The sequence below is a fragment of the Leptolyngbya sp. PL-A3 genome (assembly GCF_039962325.1).
Classification (GTDB): Bacteria; Cyanobacteriota; Cyanobacteriia; order Elainellales; family Elainellaceae; genus Vacuolonema.
The window spans coordinates 1-23,084 of the sequence record NZ_JAMPLB010000040.1; the positions used below are offsets into that span (position 1 = coordinate 1).

A 23,084-nucleotide genomic window follows, 5' to 3' on the forward strand; every position below is an offset into this window, starting at 1 on the left:
GCAATGTGCGGGTTGATTAAGTACGGTGGTGTGGGGCACTTCGTGCCCCACACCACCGTTGCTGTACTTAACGCACTCGCACGTTGCTATAGACGTAGTGGTAGGGATAAGGCTGAAGACTAAGAAAAGGGAACCTCTATCGGGCCCTCGCCACTGGTCAAATAATGATTGGACATTTCCCTCTCATAAAGGGCTGTTTTAGCAGTTATTTTTTATACGTTCACACGGGAAAAATAACTTCTACATACAGAGAAGCGAGTGGGGATAGGCGATCGCGCTTAGTATAACTTCACAACGAAACAATTTAGCTTGAACGTGCGGAAGAAGGCCAAGGGGGCGACATCGGGCTTTCTGTATACGTCGCTGCACGGGTTCGCGGCGCAGCGATCCATGTCCTCAGAAGAACGACTGATGCAGAAAATCTATTCCTGATCTGGCGGCTCGATCCGGAGGAACAGGAGGGGTACATCCCACTTTTGCAGATTGAAAACTCGGTTTTGTTAATGTGGCGGGCGAAGCCCGCCACATTAACAAAACTGGGATGCACCCAGCAGGAGGAAAGAAAGGGGAGTGATACAGTAAGAAGAAAAGAAGAAGTGGACAAAGACGTAGGAGGAAGCGCTCGCCCATTAAGGAGTTTACGTTACATTTTCCTTTGACTGACACCCATCAAACGTATCGTCCACACATCCGATTCGCTCATCAGCAATAACTGCCCGGTTCGGCACTATTTTGGCAACTCAAACACCCGTATCAGGACATCAGCCCATTCATTACCTCACGACCTTCCATGGCTCCCCCGGAAACCAATTCTGAATTTGAAGCCTTATTAGACTACCTCAAGCACAACCGGGGATGTGACTTGACGGGCTATAAACACTCGACTCTGATGCGGCGATTTCAGCATCGGATGCAGAGCCTCAAGATTGAGAGCTATAACAATTACTTACAGTATTTGCAACGCCATCCAGAAGAATACCGGGATCTTCTCAACGACGTTCTCATCAACGTCACCGGCTTTTTTCGCGATCACGATGCTTGGACATATTTAGCTGACGAAGTTATCCCAAAAATTATTGGTAGCAAAGAACCGGATGAACCTATTCGTATCTGGAGCGCAGGCTGTGCCGCAGGACATGAAATTTATAGCCTCCTGATCCTGCTGGCAGAAGCCCTGGGGATTGAGAATTGCCTGAAGCGTGTCCAATGTTATGCCACAGATGCCGATGAAGAAGCCATTCAACAAGCACGGCGGGCTACCTACAAGGAACTAGAACTGGCCAGTATTCCACCAGAGTGGCTCCAAAAATACTTCCATCCCACGCCCCAGGGTTATACCTTTCATCCAGCTTTACAGCACACAGTCATTTTTGCTTACCATGACTTGACTCAAGATGCGCCTATCTCCAAGCTTGACTTATTAATGTGTCGCAATGTACTGATCTATTTCAAACCAGAAATTCAAGCTAGGGTGCTAGTGCGCTTTCATTTTGGCCTGAAACATACAGGCTTCTTGTTTCTGGGTAAAACCGAGACTCTAGTACACCGCAGGCCAATTTTTACCTCATTTCACCATCAACATCGCATTTATACCAAGGCATCAAAGCTAGAAATTTCTGATTATCTATCAATTGCTCAAAAATCTTCCCCACAGAAGGCGCTCACGCCACCTACTCAAGAGCATGACTTCTGGCGTACTCTCTTCGAAACCAATCCTGCTGCCCAGCTTGCGATCGATCTCAATGGATGGTTAATCGGAGCTAACGAGCAAGCGAGCCACCTGTTTGACTTAACCCCGGAAGATTGGAACCGACCATTTCAAGAACTCGTTCCCGGGAAAATACTCCGCTCCCATATTTCAATTCAGGCCTTCTACCGCGCTCGATCTACCGTCTCACTGAAACACGTTGAGGGAGTCACCGCGAAAGGAATCAAATATTTTGATATTACAATAGCCCCCGTTTTCAACGCCCAAAGACAATTTCTGGGTGTTGCTATAACCTTTGCGGATAGAAGCGATTACCAACAACTGACGGAGAAACTGAGCAGCACCGAGGCCGAGCTGGACAAGCTCCGTGAAGCAATGCACACCACCCAGATGGAACTGGAAGCCGCACATCAAGAAATGCATCTTCTGGATCAAGACCCAACCTATTAGAACTCCTGCATCAATCATTGTGCAGCGAAGCGGTGCAACGATTGACGCAGGGGGTCTGTTGAATCGGAACGTGAGATGCCCCAGGGAGGCTAATAAGATAAGAAGATCGGTACTGCACACCCACCGATTCTTCAATGGCTGTAGCGATAGGGCTGATCAACCAGCGTTGATATAGCATCCACAGTCTTTTGCATGTTGGTGATGGGAAGTAGGTGGAAATTCACAACAGGAATGCCCATATAGCTGTAGTTGTTTTGGGTAGAGTGCAAGGAGAAGAGTCGTGCCACCTCCTGCCTCTCTTCTTGCTTCTAACAGCAATGACAAAGAGTATGGTTTGTACCGGAATGCAGGTTTCAATGCCGTGTCATAGCATTAGAACCTGCATTCCAGATTGGGATTGATTAGGGGTAGGCTATGAGAATGGTGATCGCCATAACCATAGGAACAGAAAATTGATCGCTTACTGACAAAAAAATTGTTAATTATTTTAGAATTTACGCTACAAGTAAGAAAGTACTCATTACATCAATTGCAAGATCAAGCAGACGTAAGGAGTCAACTATCCACCTATTGGACCCGCGAGAACAAATCTATGGCAGCCAGAAAAGGACGTGCACCTGTCGCCGCAAGTATCACTCAACAGTCCCTTGAGCAAGCGTCGACCGCATTGAGCCAGTTACCCGAAAAGCCCAAAACTCACTGGTCTTTGCGAGAAGCTATTAAGCAATTGCAGGGAACAATCAGTAGCGCGCTGTCCCGCGGCTATTCGCACCAAGAAGTTGCGGCAATGCTGGGTGAGCAAGGCATTCGTATTAGCCCAGCATCTCTCAAGTCCTATCTGGCAGCCAGCAGCCGTGAGGCAGGGATAGCACCCAGACGGCAACGGGTAGCCGCCAAAACAGCCAAAACCGAGGCCGTAACAACCGCCACCATTCCCGTTCCCGAAAGCACCCCCGAGGAAGCTCCCGCTCCCAAAAAGACGCGCAGCCCACGGACTGCCAGTAAGGCCCCCGCAAAGGCGAAAACCACAACATCCCCGAAAGCGAAAACTGCAACGCCTGCTAAATCCAAAACTGCAGATTCTGCAAAAGCAAAAACCACGACATCGACAAAAGCGAAAAAAACCACGACCGAAGCTAAGACCTCTCGCCCAGGGCGCAGGAAGGCCTCAACGGCCGCTTCTTGATTACCCATACGGTTAAAGTGAAAGGGCGATGTCGGACGATCGCCGTTCGTGATCCGATCTCCTGAAATTATTGACATCGCCATCCTTCATAGCATCTCGAAAAAAGCCTGCCACCTTCCGCGGTAGGCTTTTTTCTTGCAACACGATAGTAAAAAGAGGAGTAGGTTTTGGTTCAGAATTATGAGTAATATGTAGGTTTAAAGTGCTTTCCAGTCTCTTTCTATAGAAGCTTTGAGAGCATTTTCTCTTCCACTTTAATTCTCTTTGGGTAGCCGCATCATGTCAGAAGGAGCCAACCCGTGAACGTTCTTACTTTCAGTACGACCATCTACACGGGCGATACAATCCAGGGTATACCTGTCATCAGCCAGTTAGATGTAAGTGAACTGGAACCGGGAAAGAAGCATCGCTTCTATTTCCAGGGCGTACAAATGGGAACCGGCCAGCACTGGTATGTGCCCATTGTTGTCGCCAAAGGCATACATAGCGGCAAGCGCGTTGCTATGGTCACCGGCGTGCACGGTGATGAACTCAGCTCCATCGACGCTGTACAGCGCGTGATGGAACAGATTGACCCCTTGGAGATGTCTGGCACAGCGATCGCTCTCTACGGTGTTTCCCGTGCGGCTATTGAGTACACCCGTAGCCAATGGGCGATCGCTCAATGTGGAGGGTTACTCGTCGATTTTAATCGTGTATGGCCGGGGGATGAATTGGGTATTGATGCTCCGACCCGCCATGCCGGGCTGCTATGGAATCGGCTCTTCACCAACAATGTAGATATCGCGATCGATTATCACACCGTATCTACGGGCAGCGAGTTTTCTCTATTCATCTATGCCAATTTGCAACAACCCGAAATTCGACAAATGGCAGAACTGTTTCCAGTAGAGCAAATTAAAGATGACCCCGGTGAAGGCGGCACACTGGAACTCGCCTTTATCAATGCGGGGATCCCAGCGATGACAGTCGAAATTGGTGGCCCACGCTATTTTGATACTCACAAAATTGCGCTGACAGTCGAAGGAACCCTAAACGTCCTGAAACATCACGGGATTGTTGATGGGCCGATTGGCCGCACGTCCCAGGACGTTGGAACCTTCGTTGGGGATTCTTTTGAAACCATCCGCTCCGGCCATGGAGGCTTCCTGGAAATGCTAGTGGACGTAGGGGAACGGGTTGCCCCAGGGCAGAAAGTCGCTGTACAGCGCAATGCCTTTGGCGACATCGTTGCCGAATATCAAACAAGCGTGACTGGCCAAGTAGCGACCATTGCCCGAGATGCCATTAGCGAGCCCGGTGCACGTATCATGCAGATTCTATATAACAGTATGGAAAACCAATGGGGCAGTCCCCGGCTTGAGAAGTACTGTTAATATCAAATGTTTCGAGCGCTTGGCGCTCAAAACATTTGATAACGCCCTTCCATGCTACTCAGGCATCCTCAGTCAAGAAGGAACTGAGCACCTCTGATAGGGAGACGGCCTCTTCTTCGTGCATTCCCAAAGTTCCGGGTAACCTGACCGTTTGAATATTGGGTAGTGCTGCGAGGGCCTCCATTTCTGCTCTCGATTGGGGAGGAGATTGCTCACCAATGACCACCAGGGTTGGAATCGTCAGCGATCGCCCCGCTGCCAGAAACTCTTCCCGATGAGCCATCGGATCGAGGGTTCCGGTGACAAAAGCGGCAGGGGCAAACCGTCCGCCAGGCTGCTGAGTACTCTGGTATTTCTGCTGGATAAATTCGGGCGTTAGTTTGGCCTCGTTCACAAATACATGGCGACGGTACATGAACTTGAGGAAACCAGGAGTCGTATTTAAGCCGTAGAGTAACTGGCCCAGGCCAGGCGATCGCACTAACTCCCGCACGCCATCCCGCAGGGGAGATGGGGCACCCATGGCACATAATGGCCCCTTCCAGGTCGGAGCCACAAGTACCATTTTTGACCAGGAATTCGGCTGCTGCTGAGCTATGTGCATGGCATACCCAGCAGCATGCCCAGCGGCTACAACGCTAATGGGTTGGCTGAAATGAACACGAAGAAAATCGTGAAGCAGCTGATGATAGAGATCAGGGCGATAATCCAGTGCTGGCCGAGCAGATTGCCCGAACCCCAACCAATCCAGAGCAACCACCTGAAAATCTAAGGACAGTCGCGTAGCTAACCCCTGCATCTCAGAGCGGCTGGAAACCGTACTAAAGGCCGGTAGAAGGAGAACGGGTAGCCCTTCGCCACGAACTTCATAGGAAATACGATAGGGCTGTTCTTTCCACACCCACTCATAAATCTGCGGCGTCCCCCCAATTAGGGGGTCTTGAGTATTTTGTGTAGGACTTGTCAACAACATGATTTATCCAGAACTCTACAGAGTGGAGGTGATTGACAGCAGACCAAGGCACCTCCCAGACATACGACAGCCTTATAACCTAATCTACTCCACTCATCCTAAACGCTTATATGTGTACTTAGAAGTTGGGTGATCGCCCGCTCAATAACGACCCAATTGATGAAGAATGAACATACAAATCAGCACTTCATAAAATGGTGTAAGTTTAGTGTAAGAATATATTCAAGAAGCAAATATTCTCCCAATAAATTTGCTTTCTTGAAGAAATATATGAGAATCAGCAGGGTTTACAACTTGCCACTACGCCTGATATCAATAGACCATCTATAAAAGGGTTGCATAAGCTATGGTCAAAATATTCCAAACAAGAAATATTTTTTATCTTCTAATTCTATTGACAGAGAATGGGCTGACTAAGATTTAACTGACTCCTTTTGCCTGTAACGTTCATTGTCTAAAAAAACTATCATTGTCGCTCGTCCTGACTTCAGGCAAGGGCAAACTTAGACGATACCTTAAGGCGTAAAGTTGAGACAACAAATAACCCAATCTTACAAAGGGTTATTGTCATTTGAGCCTCAAAGTTTTATATGATTTTTGCTTTAAATTAGTTTCTAAAATATCTGCCAATTCTAGCAAGGCATGTATTATGTTTTAGACAGCGAGTTAAACTACTGACAAACTAAGCCAGTTTCAAAAAATGGAAACGTTAGCAAGCGAGTATAAACGGATTTAGCCGTGACCTCTTAGCTTCGCAGGTAGATTGAAGGGTAACCTGTCCCTACAGGTAGGTAAAAGAACCTCTGTTTAAAGTGGTATAAGGTTCTTTTACCGTTCTGGGCCAAATGATTCTTGCCTATCTACACAATTAGAGGCTGCTACGGTTGCATGAAGTAAGCACTTTGCCAAACAATTACTTCCCTAAAGACAACCGTGCCATGCAAACTGGTTCAGCAAAAAAGGGATAGGATATTGAGTGTTTCACACCTCATATCCCATCCCTTTTAGATTTAGCGTACTTGCATATTGCTATATTGTCTTATTTATCACCATTAGAACAGACATGACTGGGCTGTAAAAGAAGTACACCATTCCTAATCACGCCTGTTCTAAACAATTTTCCAGGCCTAAATCATTGCACAATAATTGCCTCGAGTTGCTCCAATAACTGTTCTATTTGCCGAGTTTTGTTCGGGTCTCTCCACAGTTTTTTGTTACCTCTGGCCTGTTTTACTGTAAGTGCAAGCCTTTGCTTAAGATCCATAGAAGCAACAGGTGGCCGAGTTTCGCTCTGGGTATCTTTAATGCGTTGCTTGATCTCAGAAAGGCTGAGGGAACGTTGTGCAGCCTCTTCTAATAGGACTTGGCGAGCTTCGTTATCTTTAATGCTGGCCAGTAAGATGCCTTTTGTATAATGGATTTTGCCGTGACGAATAGCGTCGAGAACTTCAGGGGGCTTCTTAAGCAGTGGCAGCCGCGTTGAGACAAAGGATTGCCAGGTAATACGGCCAAATGCATCAAAAATTTGTTTGACCACCTCAGCTTCTTCACTAACCAAAACGTTTTGGTTAGTGGTTCCCTTTGCCGCGTTGTTCATCCGGTAGAGTAGACTTACCACTTCTTCAGTATCGCACCCTAACTGAATTTCGATCATTCGTAGAGTGTTATCGAGTTCCTCAAGGGCGCTAAAATCCCGACGATTCGAGTTTTCCGAAATAGCTGCCTGAAATGCAGTACGGTCGTCCCAATCAAAAATTTTAACTGGGACGTTCTCTAACTGAAGAATCTCAGCTGCTTTGTAGCGGCGCAATCCGGCGACTAATTCGTACTTACTTTTCTGATAGGGATGGGGGCGTATCCATAAAGGAGAACAGATACCGTTTGGCTTAATATCGTTCAAAGCCCAACGATTTAACTCATCCAGGTCGTAATAGTGACGAACAGGCTTTCCATCAGGCACAAAGGTGAACGAGCAGAGAATCTCTTGCAAAGATATAGTCTTCTCGCTTACATCCTGAACTGCCTGAGTAATTTTTTGAACAGTCGTGTTACCAAAGACGAAGCTTAGTTCTTCGTTACTGGCGATCGCATCTTTTAGCTTTCGTCGAGTCATCATGATTCCGCTTCAAACAATTTCAAGGCTTCTATCAATAATTGCGAGTAAACATCCGAAACTATTCTGGGAGACTCACCCTTCATCCGAAAAACCGTACTGGCCTGGCCTGGAGCATCCTTAATGCACTGGCGATCGGGCAAGGAGGTGCTCAGTAAAGGCAGCAAACCATCTTGTAGAGCCTCTCTCGCTTCTCGCAGTAGAATGGTGTTGTCCTTCACAGCATTCAAATAAATCGCTGCTACAGGCAATCCTCCACGGATTTCCTTGGCCTGCCGTACGAATTGTACAATCTTGCCAGTGCTAGCCAGGTCTATCATGGAATCCCGGCACGGAATAAGCACGAGATCAGAGCGAATTAGAACAGCTTTCGTTACTTCACTCGCATTTCCGGGTCCATCAACAATCACAACATCATGAGACTTAGCTAATTTAGGCAGTTCGTCAAATAATGCTTCTGGATTGCTGATAACTTCATAGTTAAGCTTTAGCTCATTCATCCATTCTGAAGAACTTTGCTGGCCATCTGCATCTACAAGAACTGTTGAGTAGCCCTGTTTAGCAAACCAATCTGCGGCATGTACGGCTCCCGTCGATTTACCTGCACCACCCTTTTGATTTGCGAAAGCAACAATCTTAGGTAGTTTCGTAGGAAGGGCCACCGCCTTTTTTGTCTTTAGACGAGGCATAGGTTAAATAACCAAAAGATTTAGTTTGATATTAGCACTCCTCCGATCAAATGAATCATCTTTTTAACCAAAATGTTTTGGTTAAAAAGTGCCCAGCTACCGGGTAGCTTTTTAGTAGAATAGTTCACAAAAACGAGAAACCATCACTCTCAAGCTCGAACTCCTTTGGAAGCGTGAACGATGCTGTTTAACGTAATGATAGATTTATGCGCTCAGTAAAAGGGCAAGAGCTCTAAAATGCAGATTTTTTAGTGAGGTACAAGGCATCACGTTAAAAAATTCATGTTTTAGAAGTAATTTTATTTTTATCCATACTGAGCATGCGCAATAAAAAAGCTTCTGAAAGCAAGTTCATTCAAGCAAAGTTTTCACGACACACTCAGTCTCAATTGATTGGCGTACATTGGGCGATCGCACTCTAATGCCAACTCAATTTCAAGTTGTAGCTCATGTTGTGCGTTGGAAGACCGGAACATAAAGCGCTTTTCAAACGCTTAAAATCTGGTTGTTTTTGTGAGAGCTACGCAGAGTGCGTAGCTCTCACAAAAACAACCATGGTTAATTCAAGTGCAAAACGCTGTAAGTTACAGTTTTATACTGAGAAGCGATAGGATAACCAAGCGTCTTGAATAACACTTTAAAAGCACTGTTTGGGAAATATTTGAGACTTTAATACATTGCTCTATTCCAATCTCTTTTGTTGCTGTTCATACGCTTCCAATCAAGCTTTTAAGGAAGGCTTTGAACTTCGTTAGCAAAACACAAGATGCAACCTCCTTATGCGGAGCTAGAGATAAAGAGGTTCCAAGCAATGAATAGAAAAAGATATATTTTTATAGATTAAGTTGAAACGCTATTATTCCTAGAGGAGCAAAACTCTTCGATCAAGCGAACTATCATAGCAGTTTAAATAGGGGTCTTTGCACGTACTATACAAGTTTTGCCACCAAGGTTTCTGCGAAGTCAGGAAAGTGATGCTAAACCCGTTCCTACGAGTACTGGCTTACGTTCTCATTTGTTGTGGAGCCAAACTAGTTTAGTATTATTAGCCATCACCATCAAGGAATATTTTTAGACCTCTAAGAAATAACGCTAAAATTCTTCTCATTAATTGCTTCGTTATTTAGTAGGCTGTGGCCTAAGTTCGCAACCTATGTTTTTGTGTAGGATGCGAAGCAACCTACACAAAAACATAGGTGATGGATTGCCGCCTCAGCGTACTAGTAGCAGACAAAGCTGGCTACAGAAAACCACAGAAGCTACAACTCTAGCACTGAGCAAAATTTCGGAAGATTTTTAGCAACAAAATTCCTCTGTTATGTATGCCACCCTTGCTATGTGGGTAAACCATCCACATAGCAGGTGAATTATGCACAAATTTTCTCAGTAGAATTTTTAAGCTAACCCAGAGTATGTCTTATCAGATATAGTCTCATTAGACTCAAAAAGTACTTACACTATAATTACACTAAATAAACTCTATTGGAGCAGGCTTGGGCTGTAGCGGCCAATAAACCATAAACCAATACATTCGGCTGTAGATAACATCAGATCTTGAGCTAAAACGCAGAAGGGTGATTTCTTCGTCTCTCAGCAACGGAGAAATCACCCTTCTGCATCTCGGTTTTAGAAAAGTGCAAGATGTGAGTTCCTCACCGGGTAGAGCTGTGAGGGTTCCACCCAGCGAAATATCAAGGACACACGTGTGTTTCCTAAGAGCAAATGAGGTAATGGAGGGTGATCACCCTCCATTACCTCATAGACAAGAGAAACTGTGAGTTTCTTGGGAGTGGCTGATGAAGGATTAAACCTTCTGGCTCAATGCGTGGCAAGGCAGAAAACAGAAAAGGGCCTCCTAATGGAAGCTCTTTTTCTATGTCATTTATTGATTGCGATCGCCCAACAATTCTGCTTTAGTCTGCTGGATCTTCTCACCAAGCTCCTGACGGGTGTTTGCCTTCAGCAAATAACGCCAGACAAACCAGCTTGTGTAGGTCAGCCCAACAAGCTCAAGGAAAGGCGCAATGAGTGGAAGATGGTTAACCACATCCAGAATCGTGAAGACCAGTTGTAAGCCAATCAGGGCCAGGAAAACCCATCCCAAGTTAACCAAAACGGGTTGGTTTTTATTGAAGAAAGAACGGGCGGATTCCAGAGCATTCTCTAAATAGGCAGCAGGCTGGTTCTGGAAGGAACCCCAACTGTTGCTCGGAGCTCCAAAAGAAGGTTCATCAGAAACCCCAGGCTTCGCAGCGGGGGTGATGGGAGTAGGAGCCGTGCTGGAAAGCGGGGAAGTTTCGTAGTGGCGCAGTAAGTCAGCGGGGTCATCATAGATAGCGATCGCCCCCTGAAGCTGTTGATCATCAAAGCCACCAGAGCGCAGAGCAATCACACTGACGCCTGCTTTGTTAGCAGCCTCGATGTCATAAGGAGTATCCCCTAACATGACGGTGCGATCGGGTTGCAGATGAGCCTTGTTTAAAGCAGCCTCTACAATGTCCGGAGCAGGTTTCGTAGCATCCGCATCACTAGAGTTAGTAATCTCAGGAACCAAATCCTTTACCTGCGCAACATCAAGTAAAACATCCATTTCCTGATCACTGGCAGAGCTGGCAATGATCAAGTGCAAGCCATTATCCCGCAGCTTTTGAACCAGATCCCGAGCCCCCTGGGTTGGAGCCAGGGCATTGCTATATTCGTTTACGATCAACTCTCTGCGGTGCTGAGTAATCTGTTGGCCAACCCCTTCCTTGCTGGTCAGACCGGGTACTAAACGCGGGATAATTTGATCCCCCCCCATACCCATCATGGGGCGCACCTGTTCAAAAGGAATTTCGTAGCCAAAGGCAGCAAACGCTGCGACCCACGCCTGAGCGTGGGTGTCGTTACTTGCAACGAGAGTGCCGTCTACGTCTAAAATGACCCCTTCAATTGCCATAATTCAGACTCCTATTCACTATCCTCTAATGTGCGTTTGAATGTGTGCTAATCCAATCGCTAAAAGGTAAAGTTGTTTCCTCTAAAGGGGTCTTTCAATGGATGGATGTTTGACAGTATTTAATTAGCCAATTTTTACGGAAAGCTTTGATGCAGTCTATGTTTCACACGCGCCCGATGAATGAAAAAGGATTAACCATTAATCCAAAAGTCTTGAGAGTAAAAATCATCGCCGACGGGCTCAACAGCAAATCCTCCAAGCAGTAAGCCAAGCCAAACAGTAACCAGGCTCATGTGAGGATTCGTTTGTTGTAGATCCCATGCCAATGCGCTGAAATTAGCACCTGTGTGATGCTTTTGTAGCCAGGTGCGGATCAGCTGAATCCATTCGCTTACGTTTTCATCATGGGCAACTGATAACGCTTGTTCCTTCTCTTGTTGCGCCTTGGTTTCTTGCTCCAGCCAGTTTAGTACAGCCTGCTTTTCAACTTCACCGACAATTGGATCCTCGGGTTCGCGACGAGTGCGGGTTTGAGTGAAGCTTTCCAGGATGTCGTCCAGGTTGAGACTCATGGTTTGCCGCAAGAAGCCAGCTAACATATCGTCTGTCAGTAGCGGTTCCTCATCAAATTCGGGGCGATCGCTCCATCGCTCCTCCCAATTATTGAGTAACCACTGAGCCCGGGCGAAGTGTAGTTCAGCCAGTAGAGCGATCGCCTCCCCCGCAGCCCGGAGTTTTTCATCTCGCTCTAAACCCGCCAATTGCTGCTCCACCTCGCGCCACAACTGGGCCAGATTGGCGGATTCTGGATCGGCGATCGCAGCTTGAAGGCGGGGGAACTGAACCATCGCCGTTTCTTTATCACCTCGGCAACGTGGGGTTAGATGTGAAGAGCTTGCATTTACACCATGATATAGCGATCGCCCAGGGTAAGCGCATCGTCCTCTTGCGCCCAGCAATTCTCAGTATGGGCTTCAAAGCTGATTCGTGCCCTTCGGGCACGAATCAGCTTTGAAGCCCGAATAATAGCCCGTCTTAGCGGGCTATTTTCGGGTTGGATTCCAAAATGAGCATTGCTGTCTTGCGCCAGGCGTCAGGAGGGAAGATGTATGCCCCTCACGTTTCTAGGGCTTCATAGGGCAGGGAGTGAGCGGGCAGTCTGCCACAGGTAACTCCTTGGGTTCCGACTCAAAGCGAGAAACTTTGAACCTTTCGTGGAGTTGCGTTAACAACTGCTCGATGTAGTCGGCCACTTCGTTGCCCCGCATCCCGAGACAGTGAACCGCTTTAATGGTGTGTATCTTGGTGTCTCCTTGCCAAATTTCGGCGGCGATCGCATGCACAGGTGAATCTTTGCGATTGCGGTATAGCACCAGGACCGCTGCGTAATGTGTCGTGGGTGGGGGCAGCAATTCTAGAGGAGTGTCAGGATCACCTATCGGAGCGATCGCAACACCTCCCGGGTTGAGCTTGGCGGCTCTGCGCAGCCTGCGGCGAGTGCGATTGTCATCGTCTCGATGGCGATAATGGGAGCGGCGGCGATGACAATCGTACCCCCAGCCATTACGGTTCTCAGGGTTCCAGCAATTGTCACCCTCAGGACCATGAAGGGCGATCGCCTCCTCAACGGCGAGGGCAGCACACTGTTGACACTTTTGGTTGACGTGACGAGCCATGGCCTTGGAGCTAACTTTTTAGCGTAAGACTATTGTATTCGTGCCTGAAGCTTTCATTCGGGTCTGTTTTGAACAGGACTTACGCATTTGTGTTGTGGATGGGGTGCGAAGCACCCCATCCACAACACAAATACACTACGGATAGAGGACTCGCGTAAGTCCTATTGAAATGAAAAACCGATGGTTTTCTATGCGAAAACAAACCTGGCGCAGCAATATAGGGAGGGTGCTTTCTCACAACAACCAGCCACATGTTTGAAACGTGCTTCTATAGGCTTTGATGCAAGATTCGGTATAAAGAGAAGCAGTAGGAATCCTATCAGGGGTTACAAACCATAGCAAAAACCACCGTGCCACGACTTTTATTTTTGTGCGATCGCTATCCTCCCGATATGGGTGGCCTGGCTGCCAGTGCCGGGCGTATCAGTGCATCTCTATGCGATTTGGGGTTTGCGGTGGATGTCGTGGTGTGGAGCCGCCAACTGCCGGCAGGGGAAGTGCTGCCCCCCGATCCAGAATTAGCCCGCCGCCCTGACCGCCCGCAAATTTATCGCATCGGACGCTATCGTCAGTGGGATGCCACCCTTCCCCATACCTTAAATTTTTTGGAGGGGCTGCATAGACAGCATTCCTATGATGGGGTTTGGGGCCATTACCTGTTTCCTGGAGGATTTGTTGCAGCCTGGTTTGCCGAATTGCATCAATGCCTGAGTTTCGTCAGTGTACGGGGTAATGACCTGGATCGAGACTTGTTTCCCCCCGGAGACTTTGCCCGGTTGCAGTGGACGTTGGAACGGGCTCACCATGTAACGGCTGTAAGTGCAGATCTGGCCCACAAGGTGAAGTGTCTGACTCGCCGTGAAGATGTGAGGGTTCTGCCCAACGCCGTTGACACCGAGCGATTCGCTCCACCCAACGATGCCGTAAGGGTAGATTTGTCTAACTTACGAGCTGCACTGGGCATTTTGTCCAACGAGGTAGTGCTGGGCTTCGCCGGGGAATTGCGAGAGAAGAAGGGACAGTCATTTCTATTGCAGGCATTGACGGTAGTCAGGCAACATTACCCCGCTTGTCTATTGGTAATTGGTGATGTGCGGTCTTCCCAAGAAGCGGATTTATCCCTTTACCGAATGCATCAACCCAATAATGCAGACCGGGTGATTGTGACAGGACACCTGCCCGATGCGACAGCGGTAGCCCGCCATCTACAACTCTGTGATGTGTACTTACAACCTTCTCTGTGGGAGGGGATGCCCAATGCGCTGCTAGAGGCGATGGCCTGTGGCCGTTGTTGTATTGCCAGCGATGCCGGAGGCATTACCGATGTGCTGAAGCACGGGAAAAACGGTTTTGTGCTGCCCCGATCGCACCTCCCCCAGTTGGGAGAAGCCGTGCTGGAGTGGTTAATGCTGGATCGCGCCATTCAGCAGCAAGTACAGCAATCGGCCCGTGAGTACGTGTTGCGCTGTCATACTTTAGAGCGGGAGCGATCGCACTTACACGACCTGCTGACCCCACTCCTGTGATATATGGCATAAATCCTATCTTTCTACCGGTTTTTGAGGGCGTGAACTGTTGAAAGGCGAAGCCTTTCAACAGTTCACGCCAGAGGTCTTATGTTCCCAGCAACTCCTGGTAAAGCTGAATCAAGGGTTGGGTTGTTTGCGCCCAAGTGTAGTGAGCTTCAATGCGTTGACGGGCTGAGCTCGCCAATCGTCGGCGCAACTCCGGTTCCACCCGCAAACGGAGAAGAGCATCCTTAATCGCTTTGGGAGAACCCGGGCGCACAGCGAGAAAATGTTCATCGGGGTTACCCAGATCACGGATCACGGGCAAATCACTGGTAATAATGGGAGTACCTGAAGCCATTCCCTCCAGTACCTTGAGTGGGCAACATCCCTGCACCAGATTGCGGTCATTCAGAATCAGAGGAGCCAGAATTACGTCAGATTCGTGCATCCAGGTTACAACGCCCGATTGGGAAACCGGTTCGCGAAAGTGGACGGCATCCTCCAAGTCGAGCTTGTGGATTAAATGCTGCAAGTCTCGCCGTTGCCACGGGCGGATCAAGGCCAGAATATTGAGATCAGCAGGGTAATCTCGGCGATACAAGCTAAGGGCCTGGAGGGCGATCGCCAACCCCTGCCAGGCAGCGGCTGTTCCAAAATACAGCAAGTGTAGAGGAGACAACTCTGGAGTTGATTGGGGCGGTTGGTAATGAAAAATGTCTAAATCTACACCATTGGGGATCACCTGAATTTTTTCAGCAGGGGTGCCACGCCGCTGTAGATACGTGTGAGTGACGGAACTGGGGGTTATTACCCGATCTGCCGCTTCCAGGCAAAAGGCTTCCTGTTGCCGTAATTTCTGTTGAAGATCGCGATCGCCCGCAATTCGTGGATACCGATATTTCAGCTCAATGGAGGGTAACCCATTCACCTCAAAGACCAGATGTTGGGCCAGTTTTGCCTTACGCACCGCAATCGGAAACCCCTCATAGATAGAGCGGAAATGCACTACATCAAAAAACTGCCCCTGCCACCAGTCCAGCAGGTGCTTACGGAAGGTCATCACGCGGTCAATCAGGGTTGGGCCGGTGGCCGGGAGGGCAATATGCTGCACGCCAGGCCACCGTTCTGGATAGGTGATGACCTCTGCTTTCGGTGATATGGTCACCAGCTGCACCTCCCCAAAAGCAGCAGCCAGAGCCTGTACCAGGGCTTGAATATGAATAGCGGCTCCCTTTGGTGCCGGAACTATATCAAAGGAAATGTACGCAATCTGAGGAGCCATACTCTCTGCCACTGAATGGCCGATATGAACAATTATTACTCTGGATAACCGGAAAATACCGGTGGGTTATGAAGGAAGGGAAGTGGCGTTTTCAGGGGACGGAGGGTGGGGGTCTACAGAGGTACTGTAAAGGCAAAGGTGACTTCTGTTAACCCGGATTTAACCCCATGGGGGAATTTTGAGTATTGGGAGGTTGATCCGAAGGACAACAGGCTGTTTTTGTGACAGGGTTCTCGACCGCTCCACTGAAATTGTGGATTTTGCAAGGCATCGTGACCTGCATTCACCGTTTCAGCAAAACGGTCGTATTGATGTTGTGAGTGGGTTGCATGGCTAAGACAACAGAGGTGCAGGACCATGATCTGGTTGGCCTGCGAGAAACACCCGTATATCAAGCCGAAGCATCGGTACAGCACATTGTCTCGGATCTGAAACGAGTGGTGGCGCTGGATCAAACCATTGAACAGAAGCAACGAGAAATGACCCAATGGATGATTGGGTGTATTTTGGGGGCGATCGCCGTATTCATCGCCCTAATAGTGGCTTCTGGCCTTAGCTCAGCCATGACAATTGCCTTAGTCATCGTGCTGATTGGGCTGATCGGCGGCATCATCGTCACCAGCCGAAAACGCGGCCAATACGTTGCCATCAACATCCCCAACTACCGCTATCAGTTACTCCCTAAACTTCTCACCATGTTGGTGCGAGATATGGACAAGCAGGCTCCCGTCTCTACCCATCTTGTCCTCAACCCTCCACTCCGTATTCAGAAATGTACATTCGATGGACCCCATCCCCATCGCTCCGGATGGAATCTGAAACGCTATGACGATCAATGGCTCACGCTAGAAGGAGAGCTATTGGATCGAACCCGGTTTCAGCTGCTCTGTACAGAAAGTTGGGTGACGGCCGCAGGCTGGAAACGTGGACGCAGCGGTAAGCGAAAATACAAAACGAAATCAAAATCTAAGGGGTTTGAGCTGGCCCTGGCCTTGCGAGTACCCCGGAAAAAATATGGAGCCTTACCCGTACTTACCCCTGCCGCTCGAGAGGCAATCCAATTACCCAAAACTTGCAGCTTGAAGCGTCTAGAAGTGGAGGATAACAGCCTATATCTTCGGGTAAAAATGCTTCCCCCTCCGGAGAACCCTGACGTACAAGTGGAGCAACTTTATCAGGCCATCACCCTGATGTTTTTGAGCCTTTATCACATCCTGAATCTTGCCAAAGTTTTATCTGATGACAAGACGGAAGCCTCGTGAATCCGGTTCATTCGTCCAATGCCAAGGAGTTTTTGATGCGTTCGATGTTACGGGTATTGCTATATAGCCTGTTGGGTCTGATGCTGACGCTATTTTTGGGATGCAGTAGCGGTCAGAATGTCTCCCCACAGCCAGCTCCTACAACAGAGGTTTCCAGCGAAGCAGTTGCACCTCAAGCCAGCAAAGTAAAAGTAAAGTTTAAGCGCGAGGATGGCACGGAAGCCTTCTCGTTGGAGTTTCGGAGCGATGGAGCCAAACTCGAAGGAGCCAATGGTGATGAACTGGCACGATTTACTGTAGATGACAACCAAAAGGTAAAGGTCAAAAACGCCACTGATACGGCTTTGGCCTACATTGTCAGCGATTCTGACAAGTGGAAGGTAGAGAATGCAGACCAAACTAAAGAACTTTATATTCTGCGCCGCCAAAGTGATGGAGATTACAAGTTCGAAACCGGCTCTGATCAGGACATTTATCGGGTCAAACAACGGGATTACGGATTTGAGATTGAGACACCGGATAAGGTTTCTGTATACAAAGTGAAGCTGAAGGAAGGCAAACTCTCCCTGCGAGATGCCAGTGACCAGACCGTGCTATATACCAAAGACCCGTTAACGCCGATCGCCCTGGCCCCCTTTGGCTTCAAGGAGCTTACCCCAGAGCAGCAAGCGGGTTTGGCCTACGCTCTCCATCGTGCAGGGAGTTAACGGCTGTGCGAATTCAATTGCGCTGGGACGACCCCACTACTGGGCAACGCCAGCAACCATTCCTGGAAACTCCGATCGCGCTGGGGCGAGAATTTACGATGATGCCCGGAATGGTGGACGGGCAGCGCGTTTCGCGAGCGGTCATCGGCCATCCTCAAGTAGCCGAGTATCATGCCCTGATCACCGAGCAAGATGGGCAATTGCTGATTACGGATCAGAGTGGTATTGGGGTACAGCTTAAGAGTGGCTCCGTAACGGTGGGCAGGTTGGCCGATCAAAGCTCCTTTCAATTGGGGCCTGTTACGCTGCATGTAACCTTACCCGATGGAGCCGCTTCACCAGAGACAGCTTCTCTGGCAGCTTCAGAAAACCCTCTAGCCACGGGTGCCGCCCCCCTGAGTGCCGGTACAGATCCCACAGCAGAGAAGGGGTGCGATCGCAAAATCGGTTTTCTCTTTCAACGCCGTTGTGGCCGCACCGATCCCACAGGTTGTTCCTATTGTCAGGGAGGATTAGCGGGTCCAGATCATGATCCCTTTCAGGTTGAACATGGCTACTACCCAAGCTATGGCTATTACGGCAGGGGTTACTGGGGGCACACTTACTACAGTGACCGCGATCTCTACTCCTACAACCCCTACACCCGTAGCATTGATTTCAACGAATCCGATGTTTCCAGCTTTGAAGAAGAAGGCGACATGGATTTTGAGAATCGGCTGGATGCGAGTTGATGCTGGAGCAAGACGCTTCCTTTTAGTACTGGTTTGAAAAGTCCTGAAAAGGGTTGATGTTGCGTACGCAACATCAACCCTTTTCAGGACTTTTCAAACGGATTCTTAGATTTTTCGGGCGCTGTGTGTCTGAAAAATCCAACCTTTACGTTAAGGGGTGCCGATGCAAGCAGGATGGCTGATTTACGCGATGGGTGGCGGCTGGGGACATTTGAATCGGGCGATCGCCATTGCCCGTCCCCTTGCTCAGCATCACTCTGTTCACATCCTGACCAACAGCCCCTATGCCCCCTTCATGCAGTCTTACCTGTCTGTCCTTCCGAATCTGCAGTTTCATACCCTGGCACCAGATATTCCCCTAAGTGAGGCTTGTTACCAGATTTGGCGATGGCTCAAGACGTTACCTTACACCGGGTTATTGGTCGATACCTTTCCACGGGGGTTAGTGGGAGAACTGGCAGACCTGTTGCCTAAGTTGAGCGATCGCTCCCGCATCCTGATCCATCGGGATCTAAATCCCCGATATGTTGCATCTCACCATCTGACGGACTTTGTGCGATGCCATTACGAACGGTTATGGATTCCTGGGGAAGGAACGGCTGTTCCTTTCGCCACCTTGCCACAGGTGCGACAGAGTGCCCCCTGGCTGGTACGGCAACCCGGAGAGCTGGGCGATCGCTCCACCGCCTGTACCCTTCTGAATGTAGAACCACACGATCCATCGCCATTGGTGCTGGTGCTACTGGCAGGACAACCTGAGGAACAAGCATTCTTTGTGGCGTTGAGCGAGGCGATCGCTCATACCTTTCCTCAAGTCACCCTAAGGCTGCTAGCCCCTGAGCCACCCAAGGGAACACTGCCCTATCCATGGATTGCTCATTACCCTGCCATGGATGTGCTGTGGATGGCAGACGTAGTAATCGGCAGTGGGGGCTATAACACGGTCCATGAATGCATCGCTCTTAAAGTTCCTCTGATTGCGGTTCCCTGGAAGCGGCTGTACGATCGCCAGGCAATGCGGCTGAAGCGCCTGCAAAACAATAATCAAGACATGCATATTGCCTATTCCCTACCCGAGGTCATGAGTGTTTTGGAGTGGGTCTTGGCGACTGCACCAGCATCGCAACGGCAGATGCCACCAGACTTTGTAAATGGAGCGATCGCCCCCGAAGTCCTTCAAGATTTGTCCTCTTATATAACCTGAACAGGACTTATGCATCGTTGTTGTGGGTGGGGTGCAGAGCACCCCACCCACAACAACGATGCACTAGATATAGGGACTGAGTACACCTCACTTTTGCAGATTGAAAACCCAGTTTTATTAATGTGGCGGGCGAAGCCCGCCACATCAATAAAACTGGGATGCACCCTAGCGGACTTGGGTGAGTCCTACTAGTTCGGGTTAAAGGCTTATCTCAAATTGCGGTTAATACAACATAGAAACCGTGACTCATTCCTCAACCTTTAACCGCTTTCCCACATATCGGCTCTTCAGCTTGCCTGCATCTCGCCAATAGACATACCAGTAAGGGCCATGTAGCTTGCCATTTTCCCCAGCGCACTTACAACCCGCTTTGCCACAACGAATCCGCTCTAGCTGATAAAGACGAGCAGATGGCCCGATCCCTAGATGGCGAACCTCTATAATCTCGCGGCCCCTTGTTTTAACCGGAGGAGCGGGAGGCGATCGCTCTTCCAGGGTTTGAATTACAACACTCAGCTCATCCCGAAGTTGCCTGGCCTGCTCCAAGTCAAGAGCATAGAGAGTACGCCGCAGGCTATCAAAATTCAAGTCGAGGTTCATAGCTTCTTATGTACAGAAACTCTTCTTATGTACAAATTCAGATCTAGTGTTCATCGCTGATGCATGATGCGGTTGTGCTTCGGCTCATTTCCCTGTCATTCACTCTGCGAACTTAACCACGACAACCATTGACTTAACTCCTCATCACTTAATTGGGTCAGGCAATCTTTATGGAATTGTTGATGCAAACAGTCACACACCCGGGTATCCGCCCATCTCAAACGGGTGATTTGCGATTGAATAGCCGTCATCAGAGCTGAACGATTACCAGGCTCAGGAGGTAGGGATGACAACGAAGGATGACCTGGATCTGTGGGGAGAACACCCGGATTACGCTCCGCCCAAGCTAAAGCTTCAGCCACCAGAATTGGGTCACCAGAGTTCAGAAACTGCTGCATTCGAGCAATTTGCTGTTGCCTCGCCTGCTGAGATTGATGGTGACGATGCTGTTTCTGAGTCGACCGTAAGGTTTCTTGCAGGGATTGCTGTGTTGCTTTGATCTGAGACAACACTCTACGAATAAACGGAATGCCGTGTTGGGAAGAAGGAGCTCTATCACCTATATCACTCCCATTTTTAGGAGATTTAGGAGAAGTGCGATCGCTGAAACCCTTGCCCTGTAAGTTATCACCATCTCCCGTAGCTAATAAGTTTGTAGAACTGTGGCAGTTAGGTGCGCCTTTAGCGCAATCTAACTGCCCATCTCTATGAAGAGCCGGGGGGTTCGGGGGGTTTTCCACAGGTGTATTGCCAGATGCATTATCACCAGATGCATTGTCACCATGAGCTGGGTCTTGAGTGGGCTCAACTCCTAAATAATTGGGATGCCATAAATCTCGATGACGATACAGAGAAGCACCGCCGATTCCATATTGCAGTAATGCCTGAAACCGAGCGGTTGCTTTAGCTGGGAGTTTGTCTTGTTCGAGTAAGTCAGCGATGGCTCGTCGAATGCGATCGCGTGTTGCAGCTGATTGGCGCTGATTCCAGGAGGGCGATTGGTCAATCGCAGCCGTTAATTCGGGACCTCGTTCTTCGGGTTTTGGTTTTTGCGATTGGCTTCCGAAAGGAAAGTAGTGGCTATGTTCAATGCATCGAGCCCATTCCTCAGCCCGCTGTTCAATTTCATGTTGATGCCGACACCACTCTTGATAGCCCGGTAGTGCTTGAGCAGTTTCAACAATCTCCGCTACAAGCGCATCGCCCTGTAGTGGTTCTCCACCGGAAAGTAGGTGATGAAAGATATAGCACCGCATAGTAATACGGCCCAATAAACGATTGGTCTGTCCATATCCTGTCCAGCCCACCTCGATCTCAGCATTCAAATCGTTGATAAACTTTTCTGCTTTTCCAGAAATACCAAAGTGCTTCCGTTTAGCTTGTTTAATGATCCGTTTCAACGCATGACTATCAATGTCGTTGCGTTGTTGAGCCAGTTTCCAACGATTGACAAAGGTTTGCGTATCACTCCAAATAGGTTCCCAGGACTCATTGAGCAGGTAGGAACCGCTTTGTAGCGGTAATCGGTGGGCATTAAACAAACTGAGGTTCCCTCCCACTCCATAGGGTTTAGGATTTGGAAAAATCTCAAGTTGTCCGGCCTGGATTTTAAATCCAGCATTTTCTAAGAGGCAAGCGAGGGCGATCGCTAGCTGCCACGAGCTTTGCGCATTCTGAAACGGAAAGTACAAATGCAAGCCACCGCTGTAGCTAGAGGTGCAGGCAACATAATGAACCAAACCTATGGGTTCTAACGCAGCTGCAATCCGTGAGATAGCCAACGGGTCGTGTTTGGGGTGATAGCGACTCCCAGAGTCAATATCTAAAAGGCCATAGTTGGTTTCTGCACCAAAGCGAACACCATAGAGATAAGCCCCTTGTTGAATAAGGCGATCGCTCAATGGATGGCGGCTTTCAGTTCGCCATGCAGGCGTTTCACCTGGATTGGCATGGGGCGCAAAAATATAGTCAAACCTATGGGGAAACAGAGATAGAAATGCATCTCCCCATTCACGAACACTTTCAAACCGAATTGTATGGGTCTGTTTCATAGGGTTTATAGCAATCAGGATGCCTCCCAACCAGGGACTCGAAGCTAAAGCACGACAAACATACCCAGACAAAATTCCAAAGGGTGAGTTGCTGCATAGGCTATGCAGAACCAACCCCCTAGAAATTGAGGGGTCGCGCAAAAGTACAGACCAGCGGATACTATGCTGGCTGATGATTATGTTTGATCATTAAACAACCTGTTTTTGGCAAAGCTGAGTTAGTCAACCATCGGTATCTAAATAGTTCTTAGATTTGGCAATTAGAGCTACAACCCTTGATTTTGCGTAAGTTGCCAGATCTCTTTGTTGGCAGATCCTAGCGGCGAAAATTCAGTACTAAATTTTTTCGTAGCGCTATTCTAGACCTCTAGCAAGGCTTCCAGGGCTTTTGTTGTAGCATCCTAGAGCTCGATGGCAGCAGCCAACTTAATGTTTAGTGGCGTAGGGTGCTTTGCACCTTACACCACTAAACATAGGCAAATCCAGGTTGTCCAGTATTAGAGCTTTGAGCAAGAAGGAAGACTCTCGGAAATTTTTGTTATGGCATTCTAGAGCCTTGGTCAAATCTGTCAACGCAATGTTTTAGGATACTAGAGAACCTGTCAACTTTGTCAACGCTAGAAAAAT

Annotated in this window: 18 protein-coding genes; 8 read left to right on the top strand and 10 right to left on the bottom strand. The window is 48.6% G+C overall.

Translation table 11 applies throughout. From position 1 onward, the window contains the following. The first annotated feature begins 790 nt into the window (after positions 1-790). Positions 791-2,158: a CheR family methyltransferase gene (locus NDI52_RS23650; protein WP_190773821.1), complete on the top strand. Its 1,368-nt coding sequence runs from the start codon at positions 791-793 to the stop codon at positions 2,156-2,158. A gap of 131 nt (positions 2,159-2,289) precedes the next feature. On the opposite strand, the gene NDI52_RS23655 is transcribed toward NDI52_RS23650, so the two are convergent. Then, positions 2,290-2,445 carry a hypothetical protein gene (locus NDI52_RS23655; RefSeq protein ID WP_190773820.1) on the bottom strand — a complete coding sequence of 52 codons (156 nt, stop codon included), beginning with the start codon at positions 2,443-2,445 and terminating at the stop codon, positions 2,290-2,292. Positions 2,446-2,750: 305 nt separating this feature from the next. Here NDI52_RS23655 and NDI52_RS23660 point away from each other — a divergent pair, with 305 nt between their 5' ends. Together NDI52_RS23660 and NDI52_RS23665 are read left to right on the top strand one after the other, a co-directional pair. Further along, on the top strand, positions 2,751-3,344 hold the full coding sequence (locus NDI52_RS23660; RefSeq protein ID WP_190773819.1) for a hypothetical protein: 594 nt from the start codon (positions 2,751-2,753) through the stop codon (positions 3,342-3,344). 299 nt (positions 3,345-3,643) lie between these two features. Then, positions 3,644-4,720: a succinylglutamate desuccinylase/aspartoacylase family protein gene (locus NDI52_RS23665; protein ID WP_190773818.1), complete on the top strand. Its 1,077-nt coding sequence runs from the start codon at positions 3,644-3,646 to the stop codon at positions 4,718-4,720. Between the two features lie 58 nt (positions 4,721-4,778). Here the strand turns inward: NDI52_RS23665 and NDI52_RS23670 are convergent, their stop codons facing one another. From NDI52_RS23670 to NDI52_RS23695, 6 genes are all read right to left on the bottom strand, one after another. Beyond that, positions 4,779-5,693, bottom strand: a complete 915-nt coding sequence (locus NDI52_RS23670; protein WP_190773817.1) for an alpha/beta hydrolase — start codon at positions 5,691-5,693, stop codon at positions 4,779-4,781. A 1,132-nt stretch (positions 5,694-6,825) separates the two neighbouring features. Further along, on the bottom strand, positions 6,826-7,809 hold the full coding sequence (locus NDI52_RS23675) for a ParB/RepB/Spo0J family partition protein (protein ID WP_190773816.1): 984 nt from the start codon (positions 7,807-7,809) through the stop codon (positions 6,826-6,828). Beyond that, positions 7,806-8,495: a ParA family protein gene (locus NDI52_RS23680; protein ID WP_190773815.1), complete on the bottom strand. Its 690-nt coding sequence runs from the start codon at positions 8,493-8,495 to the stop codon at positions 7,806-7,808. The genes NDI52_RS23675 and NDI52_RS23680 overlap by 4 nt, the downstream gene beginning before the upstream one ends. A 1,882-nt stretch (positions 8,496-10,377) precedes the next feature. Then, on the bottom strand, positions 10,378-11,433 hold the full coding sequence (locus NDI52_RS23685) for an HAD-IA family hydrolase (protein WP_190773814.1): 1,056 nt from the start codon (positions 11,431-11,433) through the stop codon (positions 10,378-10,380). Positions 11,434-11,624: 191 nt separating this feature from the next. Then, a complete protein-coding gene (locus NDI52_RS23690; protein WP_190773813.1) occupies positions 11,625-12,281 on the bottom strand; it encodes a hypothetical protein in 657 nt (218 codons plus the stop codon). A gap of 276 nt (positions 12,282-12,557) precedes the next feature. Further along, on the bottom strand, positions 12,558-13,109 hold the full coding sequence (locus NDI52_RS23695) for a hypothetical protein (RefSeq protein ID WP_190773812.1): 552 nt from the start codon (positions 13,107-13,109) through the stop codon (positions 12,558-12,560). Between the two features lie 350 nt (positions 13,110-13,459). Here NDI52_RS23695 and NDI52_RS23700 point away from each other — a divergent pair, with 350 nt between their 5' ends. Further along, positions 13,460-14,635, top strand: a complete 1,176-nt coding sequence (locus NDI52_RS23700) for a glycosyltransferase (RefSeq protein WP_190773811.1) — start codon at positions 13,460-13,462, stop codon at positions 14,633-14,635. 88 nt (positions 14,636-14,723) lie between these two features. Here NDI52_RS23700 and NDI52_RS23705 read toward each other — a convergent pair whose 3' ends face one another. Beyond that, positions 14,724-15,902, bottom strand: a complete 1,179-nt coding sequence (locus NDI52_RS23705) for a glycosyltransferase family 4 protein (protein WP_190773810.1) — start codon at positions 15,900-15,902, stop codon at positions 14,724-14,726. Between the two features lie 329 nt (positions 15,903-16,231). Here NDI52_RS23705 and NDI52_RS23710 point away from each other — a divergent pair, with 329 nt between their 5' ends. The 4 genes from NDI52_RS23710 to NDI52_RS23725 all read left to right on the top strand — a co-directional run bounded on the left by NDI52_RS23710 (position 16,232) and on the right by NDI52_RS23725 (position 19,806). Then, the gene (locus NDI52_RS23710) at positions 16,232-17,164 is read left to right on the top strand and encodes a hypothetical protein (protein ID WP_190773809.1); all 933 of its coding nucleotides are present in this window, start codon (positions 16,232-16,234) and stop codon (positions 17,162-17,164) included. A 35-nt stretch (positions 17,165-17,199) separates the two neighbouring features. Beyond that, positions 17,200-17,871, top strand: coding sequence for a hypothetical protein (locus NDI52_RS23715; protein ID WP_190773808.1), 672 nt, complete (start codon positions 17,200-17,202; stop codon positions 17,869-17,871). 5 nt (positions 17,872-17,876) lie between these two features. Beyond that, positions 17,877-18,602, top strand: coding sequence for an FHA domain-containing protein (locus tag NDI52_RS23720; protein WP_190773807.1), 726 nt, complete (start codon positions 17,877-17,879; stop codon positions 18,600-18,602). A gap of 163 nt (positions 18,603-18,765) precedes the next feature. Further along, positions 18,766-19,806, top strand: coding sequence for a glycosyltransferase (locus tag NDI52_RS23725; RefSeq protein ID WP_190773806.1), 1,041 nt, complete (start codon positions 18,766-18,768; stop codon positions 19,804-19,806). 246 nt (positions 19,807-20,052) lie between these two features. Here NDI52_RS23725 and NDI52_RS23730 read toward each other — a convergent pair whose 3' ends face one another. Continuing rightward, positions 20,053-20,406: a DUF6788 family protein gene (locus NDI52_RS23730; RefSeq protein ID WP_190773805.1), complete on the bottom strand. Its 354-nt coding sequence runs from the start codon at positions 20,404-20,406 to the stop codon at positions 20,053-20,055. Between the two features lie 95 nt (positions 20,407-20,501). After that, a complete protein-coding gene (locus tag NDI52_RS23735) occupies positions 20,502-22,457 on the bottom strand; it encodes a hypothetical protein (RefSeq protein WP_190773804.1) in 1,956 nt (651 codons plus the stop codon). Between the last annotated feature and the right edge of the window lie 627 nt (positions 22,458-23,084).